Annotated in this window: 21 protein-coding genes; 14 read left to right on the forward strand and 7 right to left on the reverse strand. The window is 36.0% G+C overall.

What is annotated here, in order from left to right; all coding sequences use genetic code 11:
* Positions 1-36 precede the first annotated feature (36 nt).
* The gene (locus MKX53_RS05050) at positions 37-498 is read right to left on the reverse strand and encodes a YkyB family protein (RefSeq protein ID WP_340909628.1); all 462 of its coding nucleotides are present in this window, start codon (positions 496-498) and stop codon (positions 37-39) included.
* 192 nt (positions 499-690) lie between these two features.
* Between MKX53_RS05050 and MKX53_RS05055 the strand changes: the two genes are divergently transcribed.
* From MKX53_RS05055 to MKX53_RS05110, 12 genes are all read left to right on the forward strand, one after another.
* Positions 691-2724: a sensor domain-containing protein gene (locus MKX53_RS05055; protein ID WP_340909630.1), complete on the forward strand. Its 2034-nt coding sequence runs from the start codon at positions 691-693 to the stop codon at positions 2722-2724.
* 93 nt (positions 2725-2817) lie between these two features.
* On the forward strand, positions 2818-3585 hold the full coding sequence (fadH, locus tag MKX53_RS05060) for a 2,4-dienoyl-CoA reductase (protein ID WP_093535484.1): 768 nt from the start codon (positions 2818-2820) through the stop codon (positions 3583-3585).
* 103 nt (positions 3586-3688) lie between these two features.
* The gene (gene cbpB / locus MKX53_RS05065; protein WP_093535482.1) at positions 3689-4129 is read left to right on the forward strand and encodes a cyclic-di-AMP-binding protein CbpB; all 441 of its coding nucleotides are present in this window, start codon (positions 3689-3691) and stop codon (positions 4127-4129) included.
* A 215-nt stretch (positions 4130-4344) separates the two neighbouring features.
* Positions 4345-5220 (forward strand): LysR family transcriptional regulator, encoded by an 876-nt coding sequence (locus MKX53_RS05070; RefSeq protein WP_093535480.1) that lies wholly within the window; start codon positions 4345-4347, stop codon positions 5218-5220.
* A 57-nt stretch (positions 5221-5277) separates the two neighbouring features.
* Entirely contained in the window at positions 5278-7686 is a 2409-nt protein-coding gene (locus MKX53_RS05075; protein WP_340909631.1) for a hypothetical protein, read from the forward strand.
* Positions 7683-8612, forward strand: a complete 930-nt coding sequence (locus MKX53_RS05080; RefSeq protein WP_093535476.1) for an ABC transporter ATP-binding protein — start codon at positions 7683-7685, stop codon at positions 8610-8612. Before MKX53_RS05075 ends, MKX53_RS05080 begins: the two co-directional genes overlap by 4 nt.
* A complete protein-coding gene (locus MKX53_RS05085; RefSeq protein ID WP_340909633.1) occupies positions 8613-9455 on the forward strand; it encodes an ABC transporter permease in 843 nt (280 codons plus the stop codon). It begins immediately after the preceding gene.
* Positions 9456-9468: 13 nt separating this feature from the next.
* Entirely contained in the window at positions 9469-10905 is a 1437-nt protein-coding gene (locus MKX53_RS05090; protein WP_340909635.1) for a hypothetical protein, read from the forward strand.
* Between the two features lie 12 nt (positions 10906-10917).
* Positions 10918-11910 (forward strand): AAA family ATPase, encoded by a 993-nt coding sequence (locus MKX53_RS05095; protein WP_340909637.1) that lies wholly within the window; start codon positions 10918-10920, stop codon positions 11908-11910.
* A complete protein-coding gene (locus tag MKX53_RS05100) occupies positions 11907-12782 on the forward strand; it encodes a DUF58 domain-containing protein (protein ID WP_340909640.1) in 876 nt (291 codons plus the stop codon). The genes MKX53_RS05095 and MKX53_RS05100 overlap by 4 nt, the downstream gene beginning before the upstream one ends.
* Positions 12783-12793: 11 nt before the next feature.
* Entirely contained in the window at positions 12794-14551 is a 1758-nt protein-coding gene (locus MKX53_RS05105) for a vWA domain-containing protein (protein WP_340909642.1), read from the forward strand.
* Positions 14535-17129, forward strand: coding sequence for a VWA domain-containing protein (locus MKX53_RS05110; RefSeq protein ID WP_340909644.1), 2595 nt, complete (start codon positions 14535-14537; stop codon positions 17127-17129). The genes MKX53_RS05105 and MKX53_RS05110 overlap by 17 nt, the downstream gene beginning before the upstream one ends.
* Positions 17130-17278: 149 nt before the next feature.
* Here MKX53_RS05110 and MKX53_RS05115 read toward each other — a convergent pair whose 3' ends face one another.
* From MKX53_RS05115 to MKX53_RS05140, 6 genes are all read right to left on the reverse strand, one after another.
* A complete protein-coding gene (locus MKX53_RS05115; protein WP_340909646.1) occupies positions 17279-18463 on the reverse strand; it encodes an MFS transporter in 1185 nt (394 codons plus the stop codon).
* A gap of 357 nt (positions 18464-18820) precedes the next feature.
* Positions 18821-19894 (reverse strand): ABC transporter substrate-binding protein, encoded by a 1074-nt coding sequence (locus tag MKX53_RS05120; RefSeq protein ID WP_093535462.1) that lies wholly within the window; start codon positions 19892-19894, stop codon positions 18821-18823.
* On the reverse strand, positions 19891-20694 hold the full coding sequence (locus MKX53_RS05125; RefSeq protein ID WP_093535460.1) for an ABC transporter permease: 804 nt from the start codon (positions 20692-20694) through the stop codon (positions 19891-19893). The genes MKX53_RS05120 and MKX53_RS05125 overlap by 4 nt, the downstream gene beginning before the upstream one ends.
* Positions 20678-21502, reverse strand: coding sequence for an ABC transporter permease (locus MKX53_RS05130; RefSeq protein ID WP_340909649.1), 825 nt, complete (start codon positions 21500-21502; stop codon positions 20678-20680). Before MKX53_RS05130 ends, MKX53_RS05125 begins: the two co-directional genes overlap by 17 nt.
* Entirely contained in the window at positions 21492-22598 is a 1107-nt protein-coding gene (locus tag MKX53_RS05135; RefSeq protein ID WP_340909650.1) for an ABC transporter ATP-binding protein, read from the reverse strand. The genes MKX53_RS05130 and MKX53_RS05135 overlap by 11 nt, the downstream gene beginning before the upstream one ends.
* 28 nt (positions 22599-22626) lie before the next feature.
* On the reverse strand, positions 22627-23172 hold the full coding sequence (locus tag MKX53_RS05140) for a helix-turn-helix domain-containing protein (RefSeq protein WP_093535454.1): 546 nt from the start codon (positions 23170-23172) through the stop codon (positions 22627-22629).
* A 182-nt stretch (positions 23173-23354) separates the two neighbouring features.
* On the opposite strand from MKX53_RS05140, the gene MKX53_RS05145 reads away from it, so the two are divergent.
* Together MKX53_RS05145 and MKX53_RS05150 are read left to right on the forward strand one after the other, a co-directional pair.
* Positions 23355-23804, forward strand: a complete 450-nt coding sequence (locus MKX53_RS05145; RefSeq protein ID WP_340909654.1) for a TlpA family protein disulfide reductase — start codon at positions 23355-23357, stop codon at positions 23802-23804.
* A 74-nt stretch (positions 23805-23878) separates the two neighbouring features.
* Positions 23879-24538: a potassium channel family protein gene (locus MKX53_RS05150; RefSeq protein ID WP_093535450.1), complete on the forward strand. Its 660-nt coding sequence runs from the start codon at positions 23879-23881 to the stop codon at positions 24536-24538.
* Positions 24539-24654 lie beyond the last annotated feature (116 nt).

Consider the following 24654-nt stretch of genomic DNA (forward strand, 5'->3'; position numbering starts at 1 on the left):
TTAGTTTCTTCCTGCTAGTTTTTTGTATAAAATTTCTTACCTGTCTAAATAGGATTTCATGGTACGTTTATAGTTTTCTTTCATATAGGACTTAGTACAAACAACAGGTTGCTTTGAAGGCTTTTTTACAATAAGTTGAGGACCAATATAATCGGTAAGTAACTGTTTAGCCATTTTTAAATTCATCTTTCGAATTGGATTTCGATATGAGTCGTCTAAATGCCCAAGGTGAGGGAGGTTCTTAAAATCTTCTTTTACCGGAATTATATGAAAATAGTAGTCGGCATACTGGATTAAGACAGAGGATTGTTGTTGACTATTTTTAGGGTTTCGTACGAAATGAAGACCAACTTTTTTTGCTTTATTTTCAGCTATTAACTTTTCAATCGTTAACTTCTTTAATTCGTATAGCGGTTTGTTGTCTATTGCTGTTTTCGCATGACGATTAACAGTATAAATTGCTGTTGCTATGCTTTTTTCATCAAATATAACGGACATATAATCCTCCTCGAAAGTTGCTCCATAATTATATCATACCAATTTTGTAGTTAATTGTGTACACAAACCAAAAGAATAGTGAAAAATAAATATATTTGAATAATTATCCTAAAGAAAGTAGTGAACAAACCGATAAAATGAAGTAAAGTTATCTATATATCAAGTACTTTTAAATAATCATTGGAGGACTATATGCATAATTCATCAAATAAAAATTTAGCTATCAGTGATTATTTAATAAAGATTATCGACGAAAACCCTTTGATTCTAGCATTTTTGTTGAAAAAAGAGGAACAAAATAAATTTTCCTTAATTTATGTAAATGATGCTGCTACTTCAATTTTAAATCCGTTAGATCAAAGTACATTAGAAGTAGTGTTGAACCAATTACAACCTATGCTTGTCAATAATGGTAAGTATAAGCTTTATCCAAATATACCTTTTACTATACATAAAAAGTTATTTACATATGATATAACCATTGTCCTATTAGAAGATGGAATAGAACCGATCTATAGTGTGACAATGAATGATAGGACGAACGAGGAGAAAGAAATAAGTATATTAAAAGGGTTTAAAGATAAATATCTGTCTCTTTTTAATAACAATTTGGACCCCGTCATATCAGTTTTTGAGAATGGAGAGATCCTCGATCTAAACGGTACTACTTCAAAAATTTTAGGGTATAATCCAAAAAACTTAGTAGGACAATCTATTGAAATCTTAATAGAAGAAAATTCGAGGAGAAATTTCCAGTTAATGATGAAACAAACATTAACAGGCTATCCTACAGAAATGCAAAGTTGCTTAATACAGCATGTTAAAGGGCATTATATACCGATGTATATAAAAGCTATCCCACTGGAAAAAAATAATATTGTGACTACTTTTCACTTAGTTCTGCGCGATACAACCGCAGAATCTGATGAACAAGAACAGCTATATTATCTTGCATATCATGATCACCTTACTGGCTTGTGGAATAGACGAGCATTGAAGGAACATTTACAAGATAATGTGGTGAATGCAATGTCAGGAACTGAAATTTCAGTAGTTAGGATAGATTTAGATCGATTTAAAATGATAAATGAATCACTTGGCTACAATTACGGTGATGAATTGCTCAAGAAAATTGCAGATCGACTTGGATTATATATTGATAAATCGAGTAATTTATATAGACAAAGTGGCGACGAATTTGTTTTTATAGTGGTTGGTAAATCTAGAGACGAGACTAGTGACTTTGCAGAGAATATATTATTAGAACTTTCTAAACCTTTATACTTAGACCATCAAGAATATTTCGTCACGGCTTCAATTGGGATTTCGATGTTCCCCTATGATGGGAAAAAAATGGATGAGTTACTTATCAAAGCAGATCAAGCATTATATATTGCTAAAGATAGAGGAAGGGCACATTACCGTTTCTATCAAGAACAAATGAACTTAGCTTTTCCTAATGATGCATTAATGGAATCACATTTAAGAAGAGCAATTGAGAAGGAAGAATTCTCTATCCATTACCAGCCACAAGTTAATCTAGTAACTGGTGAGATAAATTCATTTGAAGCATTACTTCGTTGGAATAATAGGAAGTTTGGATATGTATCACCTATGAATTTTATACCACTTGCAGAAGAATCAGGAATGATTATGCAAATAGGAGAATGGGTGCTAGAAGAAGTTTGTAAGCAGCTAAAGTATTGGCAAGAAAAAGGCTATCGCCCAGTTAGAATCGCAGTAAATATATCGCCAAAACAGTTTATCCAAGATAACTTCGCTAGAAAGATTAACGAAAAAATACAAAAGTATGGTATCAGTCCGAGTTCGTTAGAAGTGGAGATTACCGAGAGTGCTATGACCGATATGCAAGATACTTTTTCTACTTTAAAAGAACTGAAGGATATAGGAGTTGTTATTTCAATTGATGACTTCGGAACTGGTTATTCTTCACTAAGTTATTTAAAGAAATATCCTATTGATATTATTAAAATAGATCAATCTTTTATCAAAGATATGGAATTAGACGATAAAAATGCAGCTATTGCTAGAACTATTATCCAACTTGCGCACAACTTAGGGATGGAAGTAATTGCTGAGGGAGTGGAAAAGGATCGACAAGTAGAAATTCTCAAAGCGGCAAATTGCCAAAAAGCTCAGGGCTATTTGTTCAGTAAACCTGTCTCAATTGAACATATCAATGAATCTTATATGCAACGCACATAGCCGTAAATTCGTTTAGAGAATTTACGGCTTTTTTTTATTATCTATGATAATATAATGAGTGAATGTTCATTCAATTTAAAAGGGGTGTTTATATTGTTAAAAGAGAAGACGATAATAGTTACTGGTGGTTCAAACGGGATGGGAAAATACATGGCGATGAAATTTGTTTCAGAAGGAGCCAATGTAGTCATAACTGGCCGAGATTTAGAAAAGTTGAAGAGCGCTAAAAAGGAAATAGAAGCATATGGTAGTAATATAGCGTACTTCCAAATGGATGTTCGTGAGCCTGAGCATGTAGAAGCAATGATTCAATTTGCAGATCAAACATTTGGCCATATTGATGGTTTAGTTAATAATGCAGCGGGTAATTTTATAGTAGAAGCTGAAAAACTTTCCCCTAATGGTTGGAAAGCGGTAATTGATATCGTACTTAATGGTTCTTTCTATTGTTCAAGTGCTATTGGAAACTATTGGATTAGCAAGGGGAGTAAAGGTTCTATTTTAAATATGCTTGCTACATATGCATGGGGGGCAGGAGCAGGAGTTGTCCATTCAGCCGCTGCAAAAGCTGGGGTAATGTCGTTAACAAGAACTTTAGCGGTTGAATGGGGAAGTAAATATGGTATCCGTGTAAATGGTATAGCCCCAGGACCTATCGAACGTACTGGTGGAGCAGGAAAACTATGGGAATCTGAAGAAGCTGCGAAACGAACACTTCAATCAGTACCACTGGGCAGACTTGGAAAACCAGAGGAGATTGCAGAACTTGCAACATTTATATTATCCGACAAGGCTTCATATATGAATGGAGAGATTGTTACGTTAGATGGCGGGCAATGGTTGAATCCTAATCCTTTCTAACATAAAAGTAAGCGATTACATGGTTTTTTTATTCCTTTAATATGCTATGATAGTTACATAGGGTGTTTTCTTATGATGAAAGCAAACAAAGGAGTAGGATGCAATGATAACTGTGAGCAGCAAAGACTTTTTACAAATTCCTATTTTGGAATTCATTATTTCTGCAGAGAAGGTTGCACATGTACAATTAGGAAATAACGCAGAACATGCTTTACTTGTACTTACTAAAACTGGGTATTCTTCGATCCCAGTATTAGATGTAAAATATAGACTTCAGGGGTTAATAAGCTCTCAACAAATTACGGATGAAATTTTAGGATTAGAACATATTGAATATGAACGTTTACCAGATTTAAAAGTTGACGATATTATGAAAAAAGACATCGCGGTTATTCATGTAGATGAAAAATTTCAAAAAGGGTTGGATTTATTAGTAGATAACCCGTATATTTGTGTCGTAGATGACGAGAAGACCTTTTTGGGGATTTTAACAAGAAGAGTTATTTTAAAGCAAATGAAAAAGTATCTTTATCAAGCACAATAAAATTTTAAACAGTTAGAAGGGAAGGCCAATCCTAGTTGGCCTTCTTTTTTTAGGAAAGTATATATTTGAACATAGAGCTACAATGTCTCATCTGTCTCACTCATCCCGCCGAAGTGATACCCTTGAACTTATAGTACTGTACCGGGAGCTTCTATCCGTTTTTTCTTATAAGCGTATAAAGCTTAAAATAATCCTATCCGAAAAGAGGTAAGCAAATGGTAACAGACTTTTTAATAATTCGTACATTAGCTGAGGAACAAAATATGAGAAAAGCAGCGGAAAGACTGTTTTTGTCTCAACCGGCATTGTCTCTTAGGCTGCAAACAATTGAAAAAGAGTGGAATACTAAGCTTTTTTTGAGATCACAAAAAGGTCTAACGGTTACGCCAGAGGGGGAACTTGTCATTGAGTTTGCTAACCAGATGCTTCAACAAAGAGAAGAAGTATTTGAAGCAATTCAATCCTTATCATCGAAAGTACATGGGACATTGAAAATTGCATGTGCTTCGATCGTTGGACAAAATTGGCTGCCAAAAGTATTAAAAGACTTTGTACAAACTTATCCAGAAGCGAAAATCTCATTATTGACCGGATGGAGCTCAGAAATTGTGAAATCCATTTATGATGGCGAGGCGCAGATTGGCATAGTGCGTGGCCAATCTGACTGGAAGGGAAATAAGATTCACTTATTTAGAGATACTTTATATTTGGTGGACAAGGAGATGACGTCGATAGAGGAAGTGTTGACGACGGATAAGCCCTTTATTCAATTTAAAAGTGATTCTAACTACTACCAGGAAATTCAACAATGGTGGCAAAAACATTTTACGGTTAATCCGAAAAGGCAAATTATTGTCGATCAAATTGAAACTTGTAAGCAAATGGCGCTAAATGGAATAGGTTATGCAATTCTACCGTCGATCACTTTAACGGGTCATGAAGATGTCAACAAAATACCATTAACGAATAATGAAGAGCAATTTGAATTGACAAGAGATACATGGTTAATCGGCTATGATGCGGCTTTCAATTTACCCCAGGTTAATGCTTTTGTCGAAATTGTAAAAAAACATGCAAATAACTTTCAATAATGGAACCTAACTATACCATTAACGTACTAATACATATATAGACAAGGGGGGAAAAAGATGTATATTAAAAAGTTTATGGTGGTTATTTCAGCATTAATATTTTATTTAATATTTACGCCATCATTAGAAGCTTTAGCTGCGCCAGAACCTGAACTAAATGTAAAAGTAACAACTGGGTTTAATGGAAAAGCAAAATATGGGGAAGGATTACCTGTAACTCTAACCGTAGAAAACAAGGGAGATGCATTTTCAGGTGACATCGTCCTAGATTTAGCAGAATCCTATAGTTTAGGAAATGCCCAGTCTATTCCTTTTGAAATTGGCGCAGGGGAAACAAAAACTGTCCAAATTGCAGCAAGTGGGCTAGCGGAAGACTATATGTATTCTGGAAATAGTCTTCAGTTGATTCACTTTTTTGAAGGAGGATGGGAAAAAGGGAAATCCATTGCCTACAAAGGAAATAAGACGTTGAAACCAAATTTTTCAGACCCTGCAACGACTTTCTATTTAACATTGACGGAAAGTGCAGATCGCTTAAAGGTTCTCACTCAACTGAAACAACCAAATCAGGTGAACAACGAAATTATCCATGTAGCCCAGCAGAGTAACTTTACGTTACCTGATGAAGCGGTTGCTTGGGAAATGGCAGATTACATTATTATCGATGAGTTTGTAATTGCTGATTTAACTGAACAACAACAGCAAGCATTTATCGATTATGTATCGTCAGGCGGAATAATAGTAATTGGAGCCTCTGATAATGTAATAGGTGAGCTTGGAAATCTAGCTGACTATTTACCATTAAACTTACATACGACAACACAAAGTATTACTCCTCAGAATCTAAGTGCATTAACAGAGAGCTTGTTGACAAATGATTTAAAGTTATATGATGCGACTTTGAACAATGGGTCTACCCCACTAGTCCAACTCGATGGGATGATACTAGCTGGCAAGAAACAATTGGGAAGCGGAACAATCATCCAAACTACTTTTTCACTAGGGGATGCACCATTGGCAGATGATCCCGTTTATAATGACTTAATGTCTACTATATTGCAGTCAGTTCAAGTGAAAAATACACAAAGTATGTATGGTTATAATATGAAAGACGAGCTTGTATACAATCTAGGGGAAACGAATTCGTTATTTAGTTCCTTTAAGGTATCTACCCCACTAATGATTGGAATTGTCGTATTTTATATGATCATAATAGTTCCACTGTTATATATTATTTTGAAAAGAAAAGATAAGCGCGAGTATGCTTGGGGTATCATTCCTCTCACTGCAATAATTGCATCCCTTGCTATTTTTGGATACGGCGCCAAGGATCGAATAGCAAGGCCGCAAGTTCAGCAATCATCGTTTCTTCAAGTCAATGAAGATAAGAGCCTACAAGGATATTATGCTGAATCTATATTGAGTAACAAAGGTGGAAATTTCACTTTTGAAGCGCCAAATACTACTACGATGGTTGCAAAAAGAGGTACTAACTCATTAACAGGTCAAACTGCAAATGTGCATGAAAATGCTATTATGGAAAAACATGCAGCCAAGAGTGAACTGATCTTCCGTGATGTTGGTTATTGGTCTGTATCTTCCTTATTTGGGGAGACCCAATTGCAAGATGTAGGTAACTTTAATGTAGATTTAACAGTAGATTCTAGTAAAATACATGGTACAGTTCAAAGTAATTTTCCTTTTGGCTTAAAGGATGTTTCTATTTGGTCGGGTAGTAAGCTATATAAGTTAGGTGACATGGCTGCTGGAGAAAAAATAGAGATAAATAAGGATTTGGGTACCGTTATGTTAATGCCCATTTCTAACCCATACGCTAGTGCAAGCTATGGAACATATAATGCAAATCAAATGGATCTAATAACACAACGTAAGCAAGCACTTTATTCATCAAGTCTTATGTTAAATAATTCAAATTCAACACCTGCTATAACTGGTTTTGCAGAAGATAATATTCTTCCAGTTGAGTTGAAGGATAAAAAAGTGGAGCTTTCTGCCTTGCATTTAGTTATTCAACCTTTCACAGCTACTACTATTTTCTCAGGTGAATTTACACTCCCAGCTAATACGTTCTCAGTAGTTGTAAATACCGAGCAATTCGGTAAATACATGGAACCAGTCCAAGGCAATAACTTCGAGTGGTATTTAGATGATGGAGAATATAATATACACTGGAAAGTTCCAGACACACTTCCTTTAGATAAGGTGAATTGGACGCAGTTACAGATAGCGAATACAGATCGAAATTCTCATAATATTGAAATTTGGAACTTAGAAACAAAATCTTTTGAAGAGATTACAGAAAGTCGATTTACTTTAACTGAAAATATTAATACGTATATCGATCAATCAGGAGTAATCCAATACAAATTAATTAAAAAATCAGTACAAGGCGATCCATATACACGACTTCCAGAAGTGCGTATGAAGGGGGAAGTGAAGCAATGATAGAAATTAAAGGATTAACTAAAAAATACGGCTCATTTTTTGCACTTAATGATCTAAATTTAACGCTACAAGAAGGCACTGTATTTGGTTTCGTAGGTGCAAACGGAGCAGGGAAATCGACCACTTTTTCTATACTGGCTACATTACTGCAACCAACCTCTGGTGACGCCATTGTAAATGGCAAAAGTGTAAGGACAGATGCAAGTGAAGTACGTAAACAAATTGGTTATATGCCTGACTTTTTTGGAGTGTATGATCAGTTGAAAGCAAATGAATATTTAGATTTTTATGGCGCTAGTTATGGGATTTCTGAAGCGGAAAGAAAAGTATTAATTCCACAGTTGCTCGAACTAGTGAACTTGACTCATAAGCGTTATGAATATGTGGACTTACTTTCACGAGGGATGAAACAACGCTTATGCCTTGCACGAGCATTGATACATGATCCAAAGGTTCTTATATTGGATGAACCAGCTTCTGGACTTGATCCAAGAGCACGGGTAGAGATGAGAGATATTTTAAAGCAGCTAAAAGGAATGGGGAAAACGATTCTTATATCCTCCCATATATTACCGGAGTTAGCGGAAATGTGTGATGAAATAGGTGTAATAGATGGGGGAAGATTGATCGCGCATGGCTCCGTTGCAGATATCCAAGCTCAGCTTGCAGGAGAAAGACATATTACGGTGAAAGTAAAAGGATTATTAGAAAATGTTGCTACTTTTTTTGAAGAGGATCCTTTTGTCTCTTCTGTGGAATTACACACGGATAAAAATTCAGTGACCTTCAATTATCGAGGGACTGATGACGATCAAATCGATTTACTTAAAAAGGCAATGGACCATTCGATTAGAATTATTTCCTTCGCCGAGACAGAAACGGATCTTGAGGATGTATTTATGGAAATAACGAAAGGAGCGAAATAAATGAAGCAGGTGTTTTCTAACCCGGTATTGGTAAAGGAAATAAAGTTGCGCTTTCGTTCCCCAAAAAGTTTTGTAGGAATTCTATTTTATTTAATTGCTATGTGTATTTTTGTTTTTGGATTTATTTTACTAACAACTCAATTTACAGGAACTGGATATTTCCGTCCGGAAGAAAGCTTTTTTATGTTTGCAATGCTTACTTATATACAATTAGGTTTAATACTTTTCATCACTCCAGGCTTAACGGCAGGTGCTATTAGCTCAGAGCGGGAGAAACAAACATTGAATATATTATTAACGACCGCACAAACTTCTTTCCAAATTATTTCGGGCAAATTAACGTCATCTATTGCCTTTTTATTACTATTATTAATAGCGGGATTACCTATTTATAGTATGGTTTTCTTATTCGGTGGGGTGTCACCAGGTCAATTAGGAATTATATTTTTATTTTTCTTTTTAACGATGCTAGCTATTGGAAGTATTGGAATTATGTACTCGACCATCATTCGTAAGACGATTGTTTCTATGATTGCAACATATGGGACAATGATTTTCTTAAGTGCGGTGACGGGTTTTATTTATTTAGTAATTACAGGAATGAACAGCATGGTAGCTGGTTCGATAGCATCTTCCCCGTTGGGGCATTTCTTTGCGAGTATAAATCCGGTGGTCCTCGTCTTAACACTTATATCACCAGGGTCAGATACATTTATAACAGATACAACGAAGGTCGATTTCCCTATTTGGGCAGGCTACGCCATCTTCTATATTTGTATTACAGTAATATCAATTTTCATATCGGTGAAAAAATTACGAGTAAATATGAAACGGACAAAATAAGGAGGACAAATGGATGACTACTCCGAAAAAACTGATCAGATACGTTCAAAGGGCAAGAAATAGTCTAGCTATGGAGCATTATGTCAGAATGCTCCAAGCGGCCCTCTTTTATGGTTTTAGTGCCACTGCGCTTATCCTATTGGTATCTCGTTTATTTGTCTTTCCATATTTTTTAAGAACTTCCATCATTGTTGGAAGTTCTGTTTTTATAGGCACTTATCTTTATGCTTTTTGGAAAAGACCCTCAAGTGGAGAAGCAGTACAAAAGTTGGACGCATATTTTGTTGATAATTTACTTGTAAGTGCTTTAAGTTTTCTAGAGGGGAAATCTCTTCTTGCTAAAGGATTAATAGACAAAGCAGAAACAAACAGTGAGAGTGCTTTCCTTCTTTTTAAGAAGCGTGACAAAAAATACTTTAAACCCAAATGGATTATAGGGTTTGTTTTGGCTTTTGCAGCAGTTCTCAGTTTGTATGTATTCCCAGCTGCAACGCAATTAGAAGCTAAGGATTTGGAACAAGAGCAAGAGATTGTAAAGGAACTAAAGAAAGAAGTAAGTAAGCTTGAGAAAAAGGAATTGTCAAAGCCAGTAAAAAAAGAATTGAATGATCTTAAAGAAAAACTTAAAGATTTAGATATAGCAGAAGAAACTTTGCGTGAAGTGGTGAAAAAGCAAAAAGAATTAGCACTAAAAGAACAGAAGCTAGAAGAAAAGAAAAAGGTAGCCGAACAAGAAGGGACGTCTGAATCCTCTTTAAGTACCGAGGAGCAAAAAGAACTCGCTTCGTTAGAGGATATTAATAATGCACTAGCTAAAAGTGCATCAAATTCTCGCACTACACTAAGTAAGATGGGGAAATCTTTACCATACAGTGCTGGGGTAGCTCAAAATAATAGTTCGCAATCTTCAAGCAATAAAAATGGGCAGCAGGGAAAAAATCCACCTAATTCTGGCGCAGGACAAAGTCAAAGTCAAGGCCAAGGACAGGGCCAAGGACAAGGACAGGGACAAGGACAGGGACAAGGACAAGGACAAGGACAGGGACAAGGACAAGGACAAGGACAGGGACAAGGACAAGGACAGGGTCAAGGCCAAGGCCAAGGCCAAGGCCAAGGCCAAGGCCAAGGCCAAGGCCAGGGTCAAGGTCAAGGCCAAGGAACAGGGTCAGGCGCAGGTTTAGGTTCAGGAAGTAGAGATTTACTGTCTATACCTCCAAGGATTGGTGGAAACGGGAAAACTTCAGTCGATTCAGGTGGACTGGGAGACGGAAATTCTGCTAGTGAACAACCCGCGGATACTGCTATAACTCGCGGCTCATCAAGACCATATAAAGAGGTAGTTAATGATTATTCGGAGTCTTATATAAAAAGTTCCGAGCGCATGCAATTACCAGCTGACTTACAAAGAATCGTCCAAGATTACTTTTCATCAGTTGAAAAAAGAGAATAACGGAGGGGAAACATGACTTATACAACAGAAGACTATATGGATATGAGTAAGCGTTTAGATGATGTTCGAACGGAAATAGGTCAATTTATAGTTGGTCAAAAGGAGGCTGTTGAATTCTCCATTTATTGTGTGTTGGCTGATGGGCATGCCCTTCTCGAGGGATTACCCGGATTGGGTAAAACAATGCTCATACGGACAGTTTCGGAAGTGTTAGATTTATCCTTTTCACGTATTCAATTCACGCCTGATTTAATGCCATCTGATATAACTGGTACTAGTATGATTGAAAGATTAGAAAATGGTAAACAACAATTTACCTTTCAAAAGGGACCAATCTTTAGCCAAATGGTGTTAGCTGATGAGATAAATCGCGCCACACCTAAAACACAAAGTGCACTGTTAGAGGCTATGGGAGAAAAAACAGTTACCGTGCTCGGTGACACTAAACAAATGGACCGACCTTTCTTCGTCCTTGCAACGCAAAATCCAATTGAAATGGAAGGTACCTACCCTTTACCAGAAGCTCAAATGGATCGTTTTTTATGTAAAATATTAGTAGCATATCCTTCTAAAGCCGAGTTAATGGAAATAACAAAACGCACGACAGGTGGATTAACGATTCAACTGAATAAAGTAATGAACGCAGAAGAAATAGTGCGTGCACAGCAAATGGTAAAGGAAGTCCTTATAGCAGATGATATGTTGGAATATGCAGTAGATATTATTGCCGCAACGCATCCTGAGGAAGCAAGCATCCCAGAAATAACCCAATATGTTCAATATGGAAGTGGTCCTCGTGGATTACAAAGTCTCATAAAGTTAGCCAAAGCTAGAGCATTGGTTGCTGGGAGATATCATGTGTCGATAGCGGATATTAAAACAGTGGCTAAACCGGTATTGAGACATCGTTTATTACTCAATTATGAAGGGGAAGCGGAAGGTAAAACGGCAGATGCACTAATCGATCTTATCTTACAAACAGTAAAACAAGGACAAGTTGTATGAGTAGTGAACAATTAGTACCAAAGGATTGGGCAGGTAAGCTAAGTAGATTATCCATCTCAACTAAATCGAAACTCAGAGGCCAACATAAAGGCTCCCATCGATCTCAGCGTTTTGGTGCATCTCTAGATTTTTCGGATTTTCGTGAATACTCGCCAGGTGATGATGTACGGCAAATAGATTGGAATGTTTATGCACGTACAGACAAGTATTTTATTAAACGTTTTTTAGACGAACAAGAAATGCGAGTGCATATCTTACTTGATACGACTAAGTCTATGGGAGATTCACTGAAATGGAACTTTGCTAAGCAATTAGCTGCTTCTTTAGGAATTCTTGTATTACAGAGAGATGATCGTTTATCTTTTTCAGCTGTTAATGAAGACAAAAAGCCGCCCTTTAGAAGAAAGGGTGCAACCTACCGAAAAGCGTTCGTTCAAACTATTTCTGACATAGACAAACCAGCAATGACTTCCACTTTTACAGATAATGCACTTCCTTTTTTACCGAAAGACAGTACTGTATTGTTTGTGATTACAGATTGCTTAGAAAGTATTGCTTCATGGGAACGATTTCTACAGAAATTGCCAAAATTCGCTGGTGATATTCGAATATTACAAGTAGTTACTGATGAGGAGCTCGCTCCATCATACGGTGGGGATGTTCAATTAGAAGATATTGAAACGTTGGAACAAGTAAATGTCTCTATTTCCTCCAGAGTACTTGAATCATTTCATCGAGAAAGAAAAGAGCATCAACAACAATTAGAACTACTTTGTCATAAGTTTGGTATTAAAATACTGCAGGTAAATGCAGATGAAGGAATATCACATACAATGTTTCAACAATTATTAAGAGCAAACTGGGTGCAATGAGGTGAATAGGTTTGGGTATTAATCAGTTAATATATTCTTGGACAGCCATTTTCCCAATTGCTGTGCTTTTATATTATTTTTTTCGAAAAAAATATGTAAAAAAATCTGTTTCCTCTACACTGTTTTGGCAGGAGGCAATGAAAGAAACAAAGGCATCCCCATATTTACAACATTTGCAGCGGAATGCTTTGTTTTATTTACAAATGCTCGCCATGCTTTTGCTTGTTCTAGCATTACTTCAACCTTATTGGAAAACAAAATCGATTGCTGGGGAACAGATTGTGTTTGTCGTAGATACTTCTGCAACGATGAAAGTAAATGTAAATAACGCTACTTCTCTTTTTGAACAGCATAGAAGTAAAATGCTTGAGTTAGTCGAGGAATTATCGGGTAAGCCCTTAACATTAATCACAACGGGAAATGAGCCAGTTGTCCTATTGAGGAAAGAAAAGAATACAGAGCAAATGATTAAAGAGATAAATAAACTAGAGATAAGCTATGAAGCAGAAAATATGTCAAAGTCTCTTGATTTTACCCAATCCTTTTTTCAAGATAAAGCAACCTCTGTGTATATTTTTACAGATGATTTAGAAAGGCAATCTCTTCCGTTGCAACATGAAAATGTAAGCTGGAATGTGGAAGCTTTAACAACTGAGGTTACCAATGCATCTATTAAAAGATTTGGTGCAACAGAAACAGCAAATGGAATTTCAACACTAGTTCAAATTGAAAATCAATCAGAAAAAGAGAGTACAACAGAGCTGACGATATCCAATGAAGAGAAAATATTAGTAACGGAAGTTGTCAATTTACCGCCAAAAGAAACGATTACATTATCTTTTGATGAACTAGTCAATTCAAGTTATTTAAAAGCAAATATAGACATCCAAGATTCTTACCTTTTAGATAATGAAAATATTATATTCATGCAGGATCAATTGTCTAATGTTTTCATAGATAGCACCATTCATTCGCTAGTTCGAACTGCTTTTCAGTCATTAGACATTAAGGTGAGTAGTGTTCCTCCAGAGCAAGTTGGTTTGTTAAAGGATGAAGGTATGATGGTCACCAATCAGTTTGGCGTAAATATAGAGGATGAAAGGCCAATCTTATATATAGGCAGGAACGATGCTATACCAAAGGAAGTAAATGGAAACGTTCAGACAACTGAATCTCCATTATTTGCTTTTGCTGATTTAAAGGACATATATGTGAGTTCAGTGTATCCGCCTATAGAGGGCTATACTACTATTGCTTCTGTAGGGGATGATCCATTCATCCAAACCTCACCATCTGGAAATATTATTATCCTTGCAGATATTCAAATGACAGATTGGCCACTGAGTCCTACGTTTCCACTATTTATGTGGAGTGTAAAGGAGCAACTTTCATCAGGAAGTGATTATTTAGGAACATTCACTCCTAACGAGAGAAAGCCTTTATCTCTTGGTGCTTTGGACGAGTGGGAAATTTATACGATGAATGATGAATATGAGTATGCTATTGAAAATGGTGGGAAGTTCGTAGCACCACATAAACCAGGCTTATATGTTCTACGTACGAAAGATGCTGAGAAGAATCTTTCTGTCATATTGCCTCAAGAGGAAAAAGTAATTGAAAAAGGTACTTCATATAAAGTGAATGGACAACAGATGAATGCTGAGGAAGACTATCAAGCCAATTCCTTTGTTCCATTTATATTAATACTACTAATTTTACTATTTGTAATAGAGTGGGAGGTGCAAAGAAGACGTGGATTTACGAGTTGACCAACCACTTTGGCTTTTACTATTAATTCCTATTGGTTTTTATTTTCTTTGGACTTGGCGAAAAGATAAGAAAATCTTTAAGCGAGAGGGGAAAGTAGTCTTTAGTATACGGATACTGGCTATTCTGTGCTTAATATTAGGAATTACTAATCCCTATCTTTTGTTACCTGTCAAAGAAGAGCAGGTTCTGTTTTTGGTAGATCGCTCTGCTTCTCTACAAGGAACTGACAAACAAATAACGGAGTGGGTAGAGGAAAGTTTAAAGTCTAAAAAAATGACCCATTTAGTAGGTGTTTATACATTTGCAGAGAATTTTCAAACGGAAGTAGCGCTAACAACGGGAGAAGTGAATTTACCAGTTTTCACTCCTATGTCAGATCCAAGTAATACAGATTTAGCGAAAGCCCTGCAGCTTTCAACAGGTATTATTGAGCCAAACAAAGCTACAAGAATTGTCCTCTTTACAGATGGGATAGAAACAATTGGATCTGTTAGTGATGAAATTGTGAAAATCGCAGGAGGGAATGTCACGATAGATGTTGTTCAAATGGCTCGTCTGTCATCGGAAGATGTCGCTATAACTTCCTTTGAGACGCCGCCTGTGGCTTTTGAAGGAGAACAGCAACAATTAAATGTTACCCTTGATGCCACAAGTGAAGCAGTGGCCGAGTTACTTCTATATCAAAATGATCAGCTACTCACGCGCGAACAAATAAATGTAGAACCTGGCACTAATACGTATACATTTAGAAATGCATCTAAGGGCGAAGGATTACTTAAATATGAAGTACAAGTTGTGCTGGCTGAGGATGGACTAATAGAGAATAACAAGTTGACAAGTGTCACAAATGTAGAGAGTTCTCCACGACTTCTAATAGTTACGCATGACGGTAATTCTTCTAATATTGCCACAGTCATTGATCAACAAGCGATTACAACGGATGTTATAGATGCAGGTGTCCTGCCTTTTGATTTATCAAATTATTTATCATATGATGCGATTATATTTGATAATGTACCTGGTCATGTCGTCGGTGAACAGAAGATGATGGTTATTGAACAGGCTGTGAAAAACTTTGGTGTGGGTTTTATGATGGTCGGAGGGAAAAACAGCTTTGGCTTAGGAGGCTATTTTAAGAGTCCTATTGAGCGATTATTACCAGTGGAGATGGAGATAAAAGGAAAGCAACAACTGCCTTCACTGGGGTTAATTATCGTTATGGATAGGTCAGGTAGTATGAGTGGAACAAAATTAGAATATGCGAAGGAAGCAGCAGCGCGTTCTGTAGAAATGCTTCGAGAAGGAGATACACTCGGATTTATCGCTTTTGATGATCGACCATGGGAAATAATTGATACTGCTCCATTGAATGACCAAGAAACAGCTGTAGAAAGCATACTATCTGTAGGGACAGGCGGAGGAACAGAAATTTATACGAGCTTAGCGCTAGCATACGAAAATTTATCACCTCTTAAACTTCAGCGAAAACATATTATCTTGTTGACAGATGGTCAGTCAGCTACCAACAATGACTATCAAACGTTGATAGAAGGTGGTAAAGAGGGATTAATAACAGTCTCCACTGTTGCAGTTGGGCAAGATGCGGATAGATCTTTACTAGAAAGTTTAGCAGAAATGGGAGGGGGCACGTTCTACGATGTCCAAGATGAATCTACTATTCCTGCTATAATGTCCACCGAGACAGCAATGATCTCAAGAACCTATATTGAAGATAATCCGTTCTATCCCACTATTTTTGGAGATGCTGCATGGACAAGTTTGTTTGCAGAAGGAGTTCCTCAAATGAATGCCTATATTGCCACAACACCTAAACAAACAGCTTCCGTTGTTGTTGAAAGTGAAAAAAAGGATCCGGTATTAGCTGAATGGATGTATGGACTCGGTCGCACAATTGCTTTTACATCGGATTCCACTGGTGAATGGAGTGGTGACCTAGCGAGATGGGCTAATTGGGGAGATTTTTGGAATACAGCAGTCTCCAGGTTATTACCAGCATATAGTGAGGTGCCTTTTTCTATTCAAAAGTCCTCGGATGAATCCTTTACTGTTACAGATCCGTCAGGAAAGTCATCATTTTTGGACGTAGCAGTTGTCAATGAAAAAGGCGAAGAGGTTTCTGTTACATCTGAAGCAATTGCACCAGGTAAAGCAAGGGTAACAATAGATAGTGAACCAGGATTAGTGTTTTTCCGAATTTCCAATGAACAAGATGCTGTTTACCAGGCAGGTATTTCCGTTCCTTATAGCGAGGAATACAAAATACAAAAGCCGAATACAGCAATTCTGGAAATGATTACAAGTAGAACAAATGGAAAGATACTAACTGAACCATCTGAAGCTTTCCGAGAAATGGAACTCTCTAGTTCAGAGAAACAATCTATTCAACAGTCTCTTCTATTGTTAGCTATCTTCTTGTTCTTTATCGATATTACAATAAGAAGATTTGGTTTCCACCTATTGCTTTCTCCGTTCAAAAGATCTGGCAAAAAAGCGGAACCAGTAAATACGACTACAACCTACGTGGGGAAACTAGTTAGAGAAAAGAAAAAGAGATAAGGCATAAAATTACCAAAAAAGGATGCTTGATGGTTGTGACAGAAGTCATAATCATCAAGCATCCTTAAAATTTCACTCGGAAATCATACAGTAAAAACGTCTTAATAAATTTCACTTCCGAGAAAGAGTATTGATAAGTTAATTCAAAATTAAATTATCGGTTTTTTTCTTTTAATCCATATAAGTGTGATAGCCCACGAAGCTAGTAGTATGATAGATCCTACAATGAACGGATAGCTTATATTAATATCAAAAAACATCCCTGCTAGCGCTGGTCCAATCATACTTCCTAAACTCATATAAGCATTATTCATACCAGCAGCAAATCCTTGCTCATTACCAGCCATTTTAGAAATTACTGTATTTACTGCTGGTCGGATGAGTGTAGTTGCAGTAGAGAAGATAGATGCGACAAGCAATACAAGTGCAAAGCCGTCTACTACAAAGAATAGTAGAAAAGCTATTGCAGCTACAACCAAATTGACTAAGATAACATTTAATTCGCCAAAACGTTTAAATAGTTTCTCCACTACTAACGTTTGCACGATGACACCTATAAACCCACCAACTGTTAAGACAACAGCAATATCCTGTGGAGTATAATTATACTTATGATCTACATATAATGAGAACGTCGTTTGGAAGTTTGCTATTCCAAAAGTGAAAACAAAAATTATGATTAACATCATGAAGTAAGGTGTCTTCACTGAATTTTTCATCTGTGTGATGATGTTTTCGCGCTTTTTAGGCTCCGACGGTATTTCGGAAACAGTATTTTTAATATCGGGTAGAATGATTAAAGATATTATTCCTGCAATCAAAGCTGCTAAAGATGCCATGTAAAATGGGAACGATAAGCTTACACTTGCTAAAAATCCTCCAAGCGCTGGTCCAATCATAAAGCCTAGTGACATAGAAGCTCCTAAGAATCCCATTCCTTTCCCACGCTCTTCTAATGTAGTAATATCTGCAACAAATGCCATAGTGGCTGGTATTAAAAAGGCTCCCCCAATACCACTTATAAATCGTGCAGCATACAACATCCATTCATATGTAGCTAACCCAAACCATAATTGAGATGCCGAAAAAATGACCAATCCTACAATAATTAGTTTTTTTCGTCCCAGTTTATCAGATAGGTCACCTGCAAGTGGGGAAAATAGAAACTGACCTAATGCAAAGGAAGCTATAATAAATCCGAGAGCTTGACCTGCAACACCAAAGGTTTCTAGGTATTGAGGCATTACTGGAATTACTAATCCTATCCCCGACATAGCAATAAACATATTGAACATTAAAATATATAAGGCCGAACTATTTGTTTTCTTCGCCATAATACTCCTGCTTTCTGTAATTACTTTTATGCGTCTATAGATTCTACCATATTCCTAAAAGAATAAAAACTTTCGAGTAACGAATTATATAATATTTAACATAAAAAAAAACGAGAAAAAAGACGCCCAATCCTCTAAAAATATGCCGTTGATTTTCGCTGCGAGCGGACGCTTTCCGTGGGCACGACTTCAGCCGATTCCCTCGCTCCGCTCCCCCCGCGGAAAGCGGCCACTGAAATAGAAACCAGTAGTATTATTCATTCATTCTCTCTTTCAATCATTAAAATAGTGTATATGGTAATTTATTATATACTTTCTACGCAATAAAAAGAGTCGTCACTATGACGACTCTCCCATTTAGTTAGCACTCATTTTAAATTCTAAGAATAGCTCGTTATATTTACCAAGCATTTCAAGACCTAGGTTTTTATATACTTCTAGATTTTCTCTAGCTTCTTCTAAGGGATAGAATCGCTCATCAGAAGTTACTTCTTCATCCATTAACTCAATTGCTGCGGTATTAGGAATGGAATATCCAACATAATCTGCATTTTGTGCGGCAACTTCTGCATCTAACATAAAGTTGATAAACTCATGAGCACCTTCCACATTTGCAGCAGTTTTAGGTATAACCATATTATCGAACCAAAGATTCGATCCCTCTTCAGGGACTGAATAATCTAATCCTTCGTTTTCCCACATCATATCAGCTGCTTGCCCAGAGAAAGTAATAGCTACGGAAGCTTCTTCATTTATCATTAGCTGAGTTACTTCATCTCCGATAATTGCTTTTACATTTGGAGTCAATTCCTTCAGTTTCGCCGTAGCTTCCAGCAATTCTTTTTCATCCGTAGAGTTAAGGGAATAACCGAGACTATTTAATCCCATCCCAATAATTTCACGTGCACCATCTACTAGTAACACTTCACCTTCTAAAGATGGGTCCCAAAGTGATTCCCAGCTATCAAAGGTCTGTCCGTCTAGAAGAGAAGGATTGAACACAACTCCAACTGTTCCCCAGAAATAAGGAATGGAGTATTTATTTTTAGGGTCAAATGCTAAGTCTAAAAAGTATGGATCAATATTGCTTAGATTCGGAATCTTAGAATGATCAATTTCTTGTAATAGGTCATTTTCTTTCATCTTTTCAATTGCGTACTCTGAAGGTACCGCAATATCATAAGAAGTTCCGCCTTGTTCTATTTTTGTCATCATTGCTTCATTGGAGTCAAATGTTTCGTACACAACACGATAACCTGATTCTTCTTCAAATTGAGAGATCAAATCGGGATCGATATATTCACCCCAGTTAAAGATAGTTAATGTATCACTACTGGCATTGCCAGAGCTTTGGTTTAAATATTTATTGACACCAAACAAAATGATACAAACGACAACAATGGCTATAGCTGCTCTTGTTATTTCTTTCATTTTCGAACCCCCATTCCGACAGGGTTTTTCCCGCGTTGGCTAACAAAATAATACCCAACCACGAGAACTAGTGTCACTATAAATATGATTCCCGATAAAGCATTAATCGTTAACGTAATACCAGTTCTTGCCATCGAGTAAATTTCAACTGAAAGTGTGCTAAAGCCATTTCCTGTAACAAAGAAAGTAACTGCGAAATCATCAAGAGAATATGTTAAGGCCATAAAAAATCCTGCGAAGATTCCAGGTTTAACAAAAGGGATAATTACGCGTGTCAGAATATCACGTTTGGATGCGCCAAGATCTGCTGCTGCATCAATGAGTGTACTATTCATGTCTTGCAGCTTCGGTAATACCATTAATACAACAATGGGTATACTAAATGCAATATGAGAAATTAATACGGATGCAAATCCAAGTTTTACCCCAATAGCTGTAAATAGTATTAGGAACGATGCACCAATAACAACATCGGGACTTACTATTAATACATTATTTAAAGAAAGGATAGATCTGCGCAGTGATTTGTTTCGCATAAATACAATGCCGATTGAACCAAATACACCAACTATTGTTGCTATTAATGCAGAAAGTAAAGCAACAATTACTGTATTGAGAAGTATCATGATCAAACGAGTATCTGAAAAGACAGCAGAATAATGTTCCCAAGTAAATGATTCAAAATTATTCATATTTCCACCACTATTAAACGAGTAAAAAATCAGATATAAGATAGGCGTATATAAAACGATAAATACAAGGGCTAAGTAAAACTTCGCTGACTTACTTGTTTTTTCCATTTGCATAAGCCCCCTTATCACGTTGACCAGTAATGATCATTATAATTACCATAAAGATGATTAAGAAAACGGCGATTGTAGAACCCATTCCCCAGTTTTGGGTAACTAAGAATTGCTGCTCAATAGCTGTACCCAAAGTAATAACTTTGTTCCCCGCGATTAATCGAGTAATCATGAATAGCGAAAGGGAAGGGATAAATACAGCTTGAATTCCAGCTTTTACCCCATTAATAGTTAATGGTAGAATCACCTTTGAAAATGTCGTCCAGCTAGATGCACCTAAATCTCGACTAGCATCCATTAAGGAAGGATTTAACTTATCCAATGAATTAAAAATAGGTAAAATCATAAATGGGATAAATATATAGACTGATACAAAAACGAAACTAAAATCTGTAAATAAAATTTGTGTTTCTTCCAACCCAAATACATTTAGAAATGCATTTACAGGCCCATATAAACCAAAAATCCCGATAAAAGCATAAGTTTTCAATAATAAATTTATCCAAGAGGGAATGATGATTAACAGCAACCAAAGCTGTTTATGTCGTGTTTTTGTTAGCAAATATGCTGTTGGATATGCAATAAGTAAAGTAAAAAAAGTTATAAGAAATGCATACCAAAACGAACTCAAGGTTAACTTTAAGTAAACTGAAGTAAAAAAGTTTTGATAATTATCTAAAGTGAAGTTTCCACTTAAATCGAAAAAGGAATAATATGCAATTAAAGCAATGGGAGCAACAACAAATAATACAATCCACACATAATAAGGTATTAAATAAAATGCTTTGGTAGTTTTAGTATGCATATGCGTCTTCTCCATAAGACTCGAGACGTTTGTCAAATTCTTCTTCTGTTTCATTTAAACGCATAACGTGAATAGCCTCCGGGTCGAAATCTAAACCAATAGAAGCACCAACGTCTGCTTTTTTCGTAGAATGTACTAGCCATTCATTTCCCTCATCATCGTAAGTAGAAAGTTCATAGTGAACTCCTCTAAATAATTGTGTATCTACTTTTACCTTCATTTTCCCTTTGTCAACAGCTGTTATTTCTAAATCTTCTGGGCGAATGACGATATCTACTTTTTCGTTTGGATTTAGTCCTTGATCCACACATTCAAACTCTTTGTCACCAATTTTTACGCGGAAATCAGCGACCATTGTACCAGAAACAATATTTGACTCTCCGATAAAGTCAGCTACATAGCGATTAATCGGCTCATCATATATATCCATTGGAGTACCACTTTGTTCAATTTCGCCTTCATTTAACACGAAAATTTCATCAGACATTGCCAATGCTTCTTCTTGGTCATGTGTTACGAATATAAAAGTTTTGCCAAGTCTTTGTTGAAGCTCACGTAACTCATATTGCATTTCAGAACGTAATTTTAAATCTAATGCAGAAAGGGGCTCGTCTAATAGAATGATTTCAGGATCATTTACAATGGCACGTGCAATTGCTACACGTTGTCTTTGTCCGCCTGACATTTCAGCAATTTCTCTTTTTTCATAACCTACTAAGTTAACAAATTTCAAAGCTTCTATTACTTTTTGTTCTATTACTTTTTTGCCAAGCTTTTTAATGCGAAGACCGAATGCTACATTTTCAAATACATTTAAATGGGGAAATAACGCATAATCTTGAAATACTGTATTTACCTGTCTTTCATTGGCGGGGACATTATTAATGAGTTTGCCGTTAAAGTAAATACTTCCACTTGTAGGTTGCATAAAACCAGCGATTAAACGTAAAATTGTTGTTTTCCCACAACCAGATGGACCTAGTAAAGTATAAAATTTCCCTCGCTCTAACTCTAAGTTGATATTTTTTAATACGGTCGTTTCTGCATCATATGATTTTGTCACATTTTCAAAACGAATAATAGTATTGTCAGACATAATATACCTCCATTGTTATTTAAGTATCTTACAAATAAGAATTGTTAACGACATAGATTACCTTTGAAATTTCTTCCGCTGCATTTTGTAGAAGATGATTATCAGAAGCATCAAAATAAAGTGATTCACCAGCTGTAGCTATATAGTTTTGTTTACCTATAGTGAGTGTCACTTTCCCTTGTAGCACGTATATGAAAGTCTCGGAAAGAGAAGGTTCGAATTGTTTAAATTGTCCCCCAATATCCAATGAAATTAGTACTGGCTCCATTTCATTTTCATTGGATTCTGAAATTAGCCAATGAAGCTTGTACTTTTTTTCATCATCCAAGTAAATAGTCTGTTCTTCTTTCGGGTAGTACACTTTCGTTCGAGAATGATCATCGTCATCAAAAAAATCTTTTGGCTTGGAACCTAGGACGTTTAAGATTGAAAACAACGTTTCGATAGAAGGAGAGTTTATATCTCTTTCCAATTGAGATATAAAACCTTTACTTAAATCGGTTCTTTCACCTAATTCTTCTTGTGTCAGACCTTTTTTTAAGCGCAACTGTTTAATTTTTTTCCCGATTTGCATATTTTTAGGCTCCTTCGGAAATAAACTAGTATTTTTCAGACAAAGTTTATTTTAACACAACTTAAAGTTTACTTTAACAATTTATTTGAGGAATATCAAAATTTTTTTCTTTAACAGAACAAACGCTATTTTTGAAGAATGCATATACTAATGAATGCTGAAAGAAAGAAGGGATATAGGCAGTGAAGTTACGTACTAAATTACCGTCATTTCCAATGGATCCGAGATGGATAAATGGACAGATAAACAATGACAGACTAATAGGGGAAAAGCCCGTCCTAGTTTACTTTTGGTCAGTGAGCTGTTCATTATGTGGAGGAGCATATAATAACGTTAGATTGTGGAAAGAAAAATATAAGGAAAATTTTCATGTAGTAGGCATTCATATGCCAAGATCTAGAGATGACTTATTCGAGAAGCCTATTCTAGATGCAATTCAACGAGGAAGGATGAAGGATTCTATTTATTTGGATCATGAACTAATCGTGACTAATCAATTTCAAAATCGAGTAGTTCCATCTTTTTATTTGTTTGATAAGAAAGGACTATTAAGGCATATGCAAGCAGGCGAAAAAGGGATGATGATGTTAGAAAAAAGGCTGCTTATGCTTATTAATGAAAACATAAAATAATGATTAAATTCTCTATCAATTAAAGGATTGGATATGTTAAACTTATCGCATTAGATATGTAGGAGGCATTTAGGATGCACAAAGAATTTGTTGTAGTCGGTTTAGGTAGATTCGGTGGTAGTATTGTCAGAGAGCTGATTGATCAAGGAGCAGATGTTATGGCAATTGATATAGCATCTGAACGTGTAGATGAGTTTGCGACCATTGCCACTCAGGCGGTAGTTGCTGATACAACAGACGAAGCTGTGCTGAAATCATTGGGTATTCGAAATTTTGAACATGTTATTGTTGCTATTGGAGACGATATTCAATCTAGTATTTTGACTACTTTAATGCTAAAAGAGATTGGCGTTAAGAAAATTACAGTCAAAGCACAAAATGATTACCATGAAAAGGTATTAAGAAAGATTGGAGCAGATCAGGTAGTACATCCTGAAAGAGATATGGGTATTAGAATTGCAAACAATATTCTTTCCAACAATGTATTAGATTACCTTGAACTTTCTGATGAACATTCTATTATGGAAATAAGAGTCAATGAGAAAATAGCAAGTAAATCACTTATTGACTTAGATATCCGTGCAAAATATGGCATTAATATTGTGGCGATTAAACGAGGGAATAATATTATAGTTTCTCCACAGGCAGATGAAAATCTAATACTTAATGATGTGTTAATCATTATTGGAGCGGACGTGGATATTATACGTTTTGAAAAGAAAGTTTTATCTTAAAAAAAGTATAAGTTATATAAAAGAGACTGTTTGTGACTCATGTCATAAACAGTCTCTTTATGTATTAGTGAACTAAGTGTAAACCGAACTCATAATTACTATTTCTCGTGAAATAC

It is taken from the genome of Psychrobacillus sp. FSL K6-4615 (assembly GCF_038008225.1).
Classification (GTDB): Bacteria; Bacillota; Bacilli; order Bacillales_A; family Planococcaceae; genus Psychrobacillus; species Psychrobacillus psychrotolerans.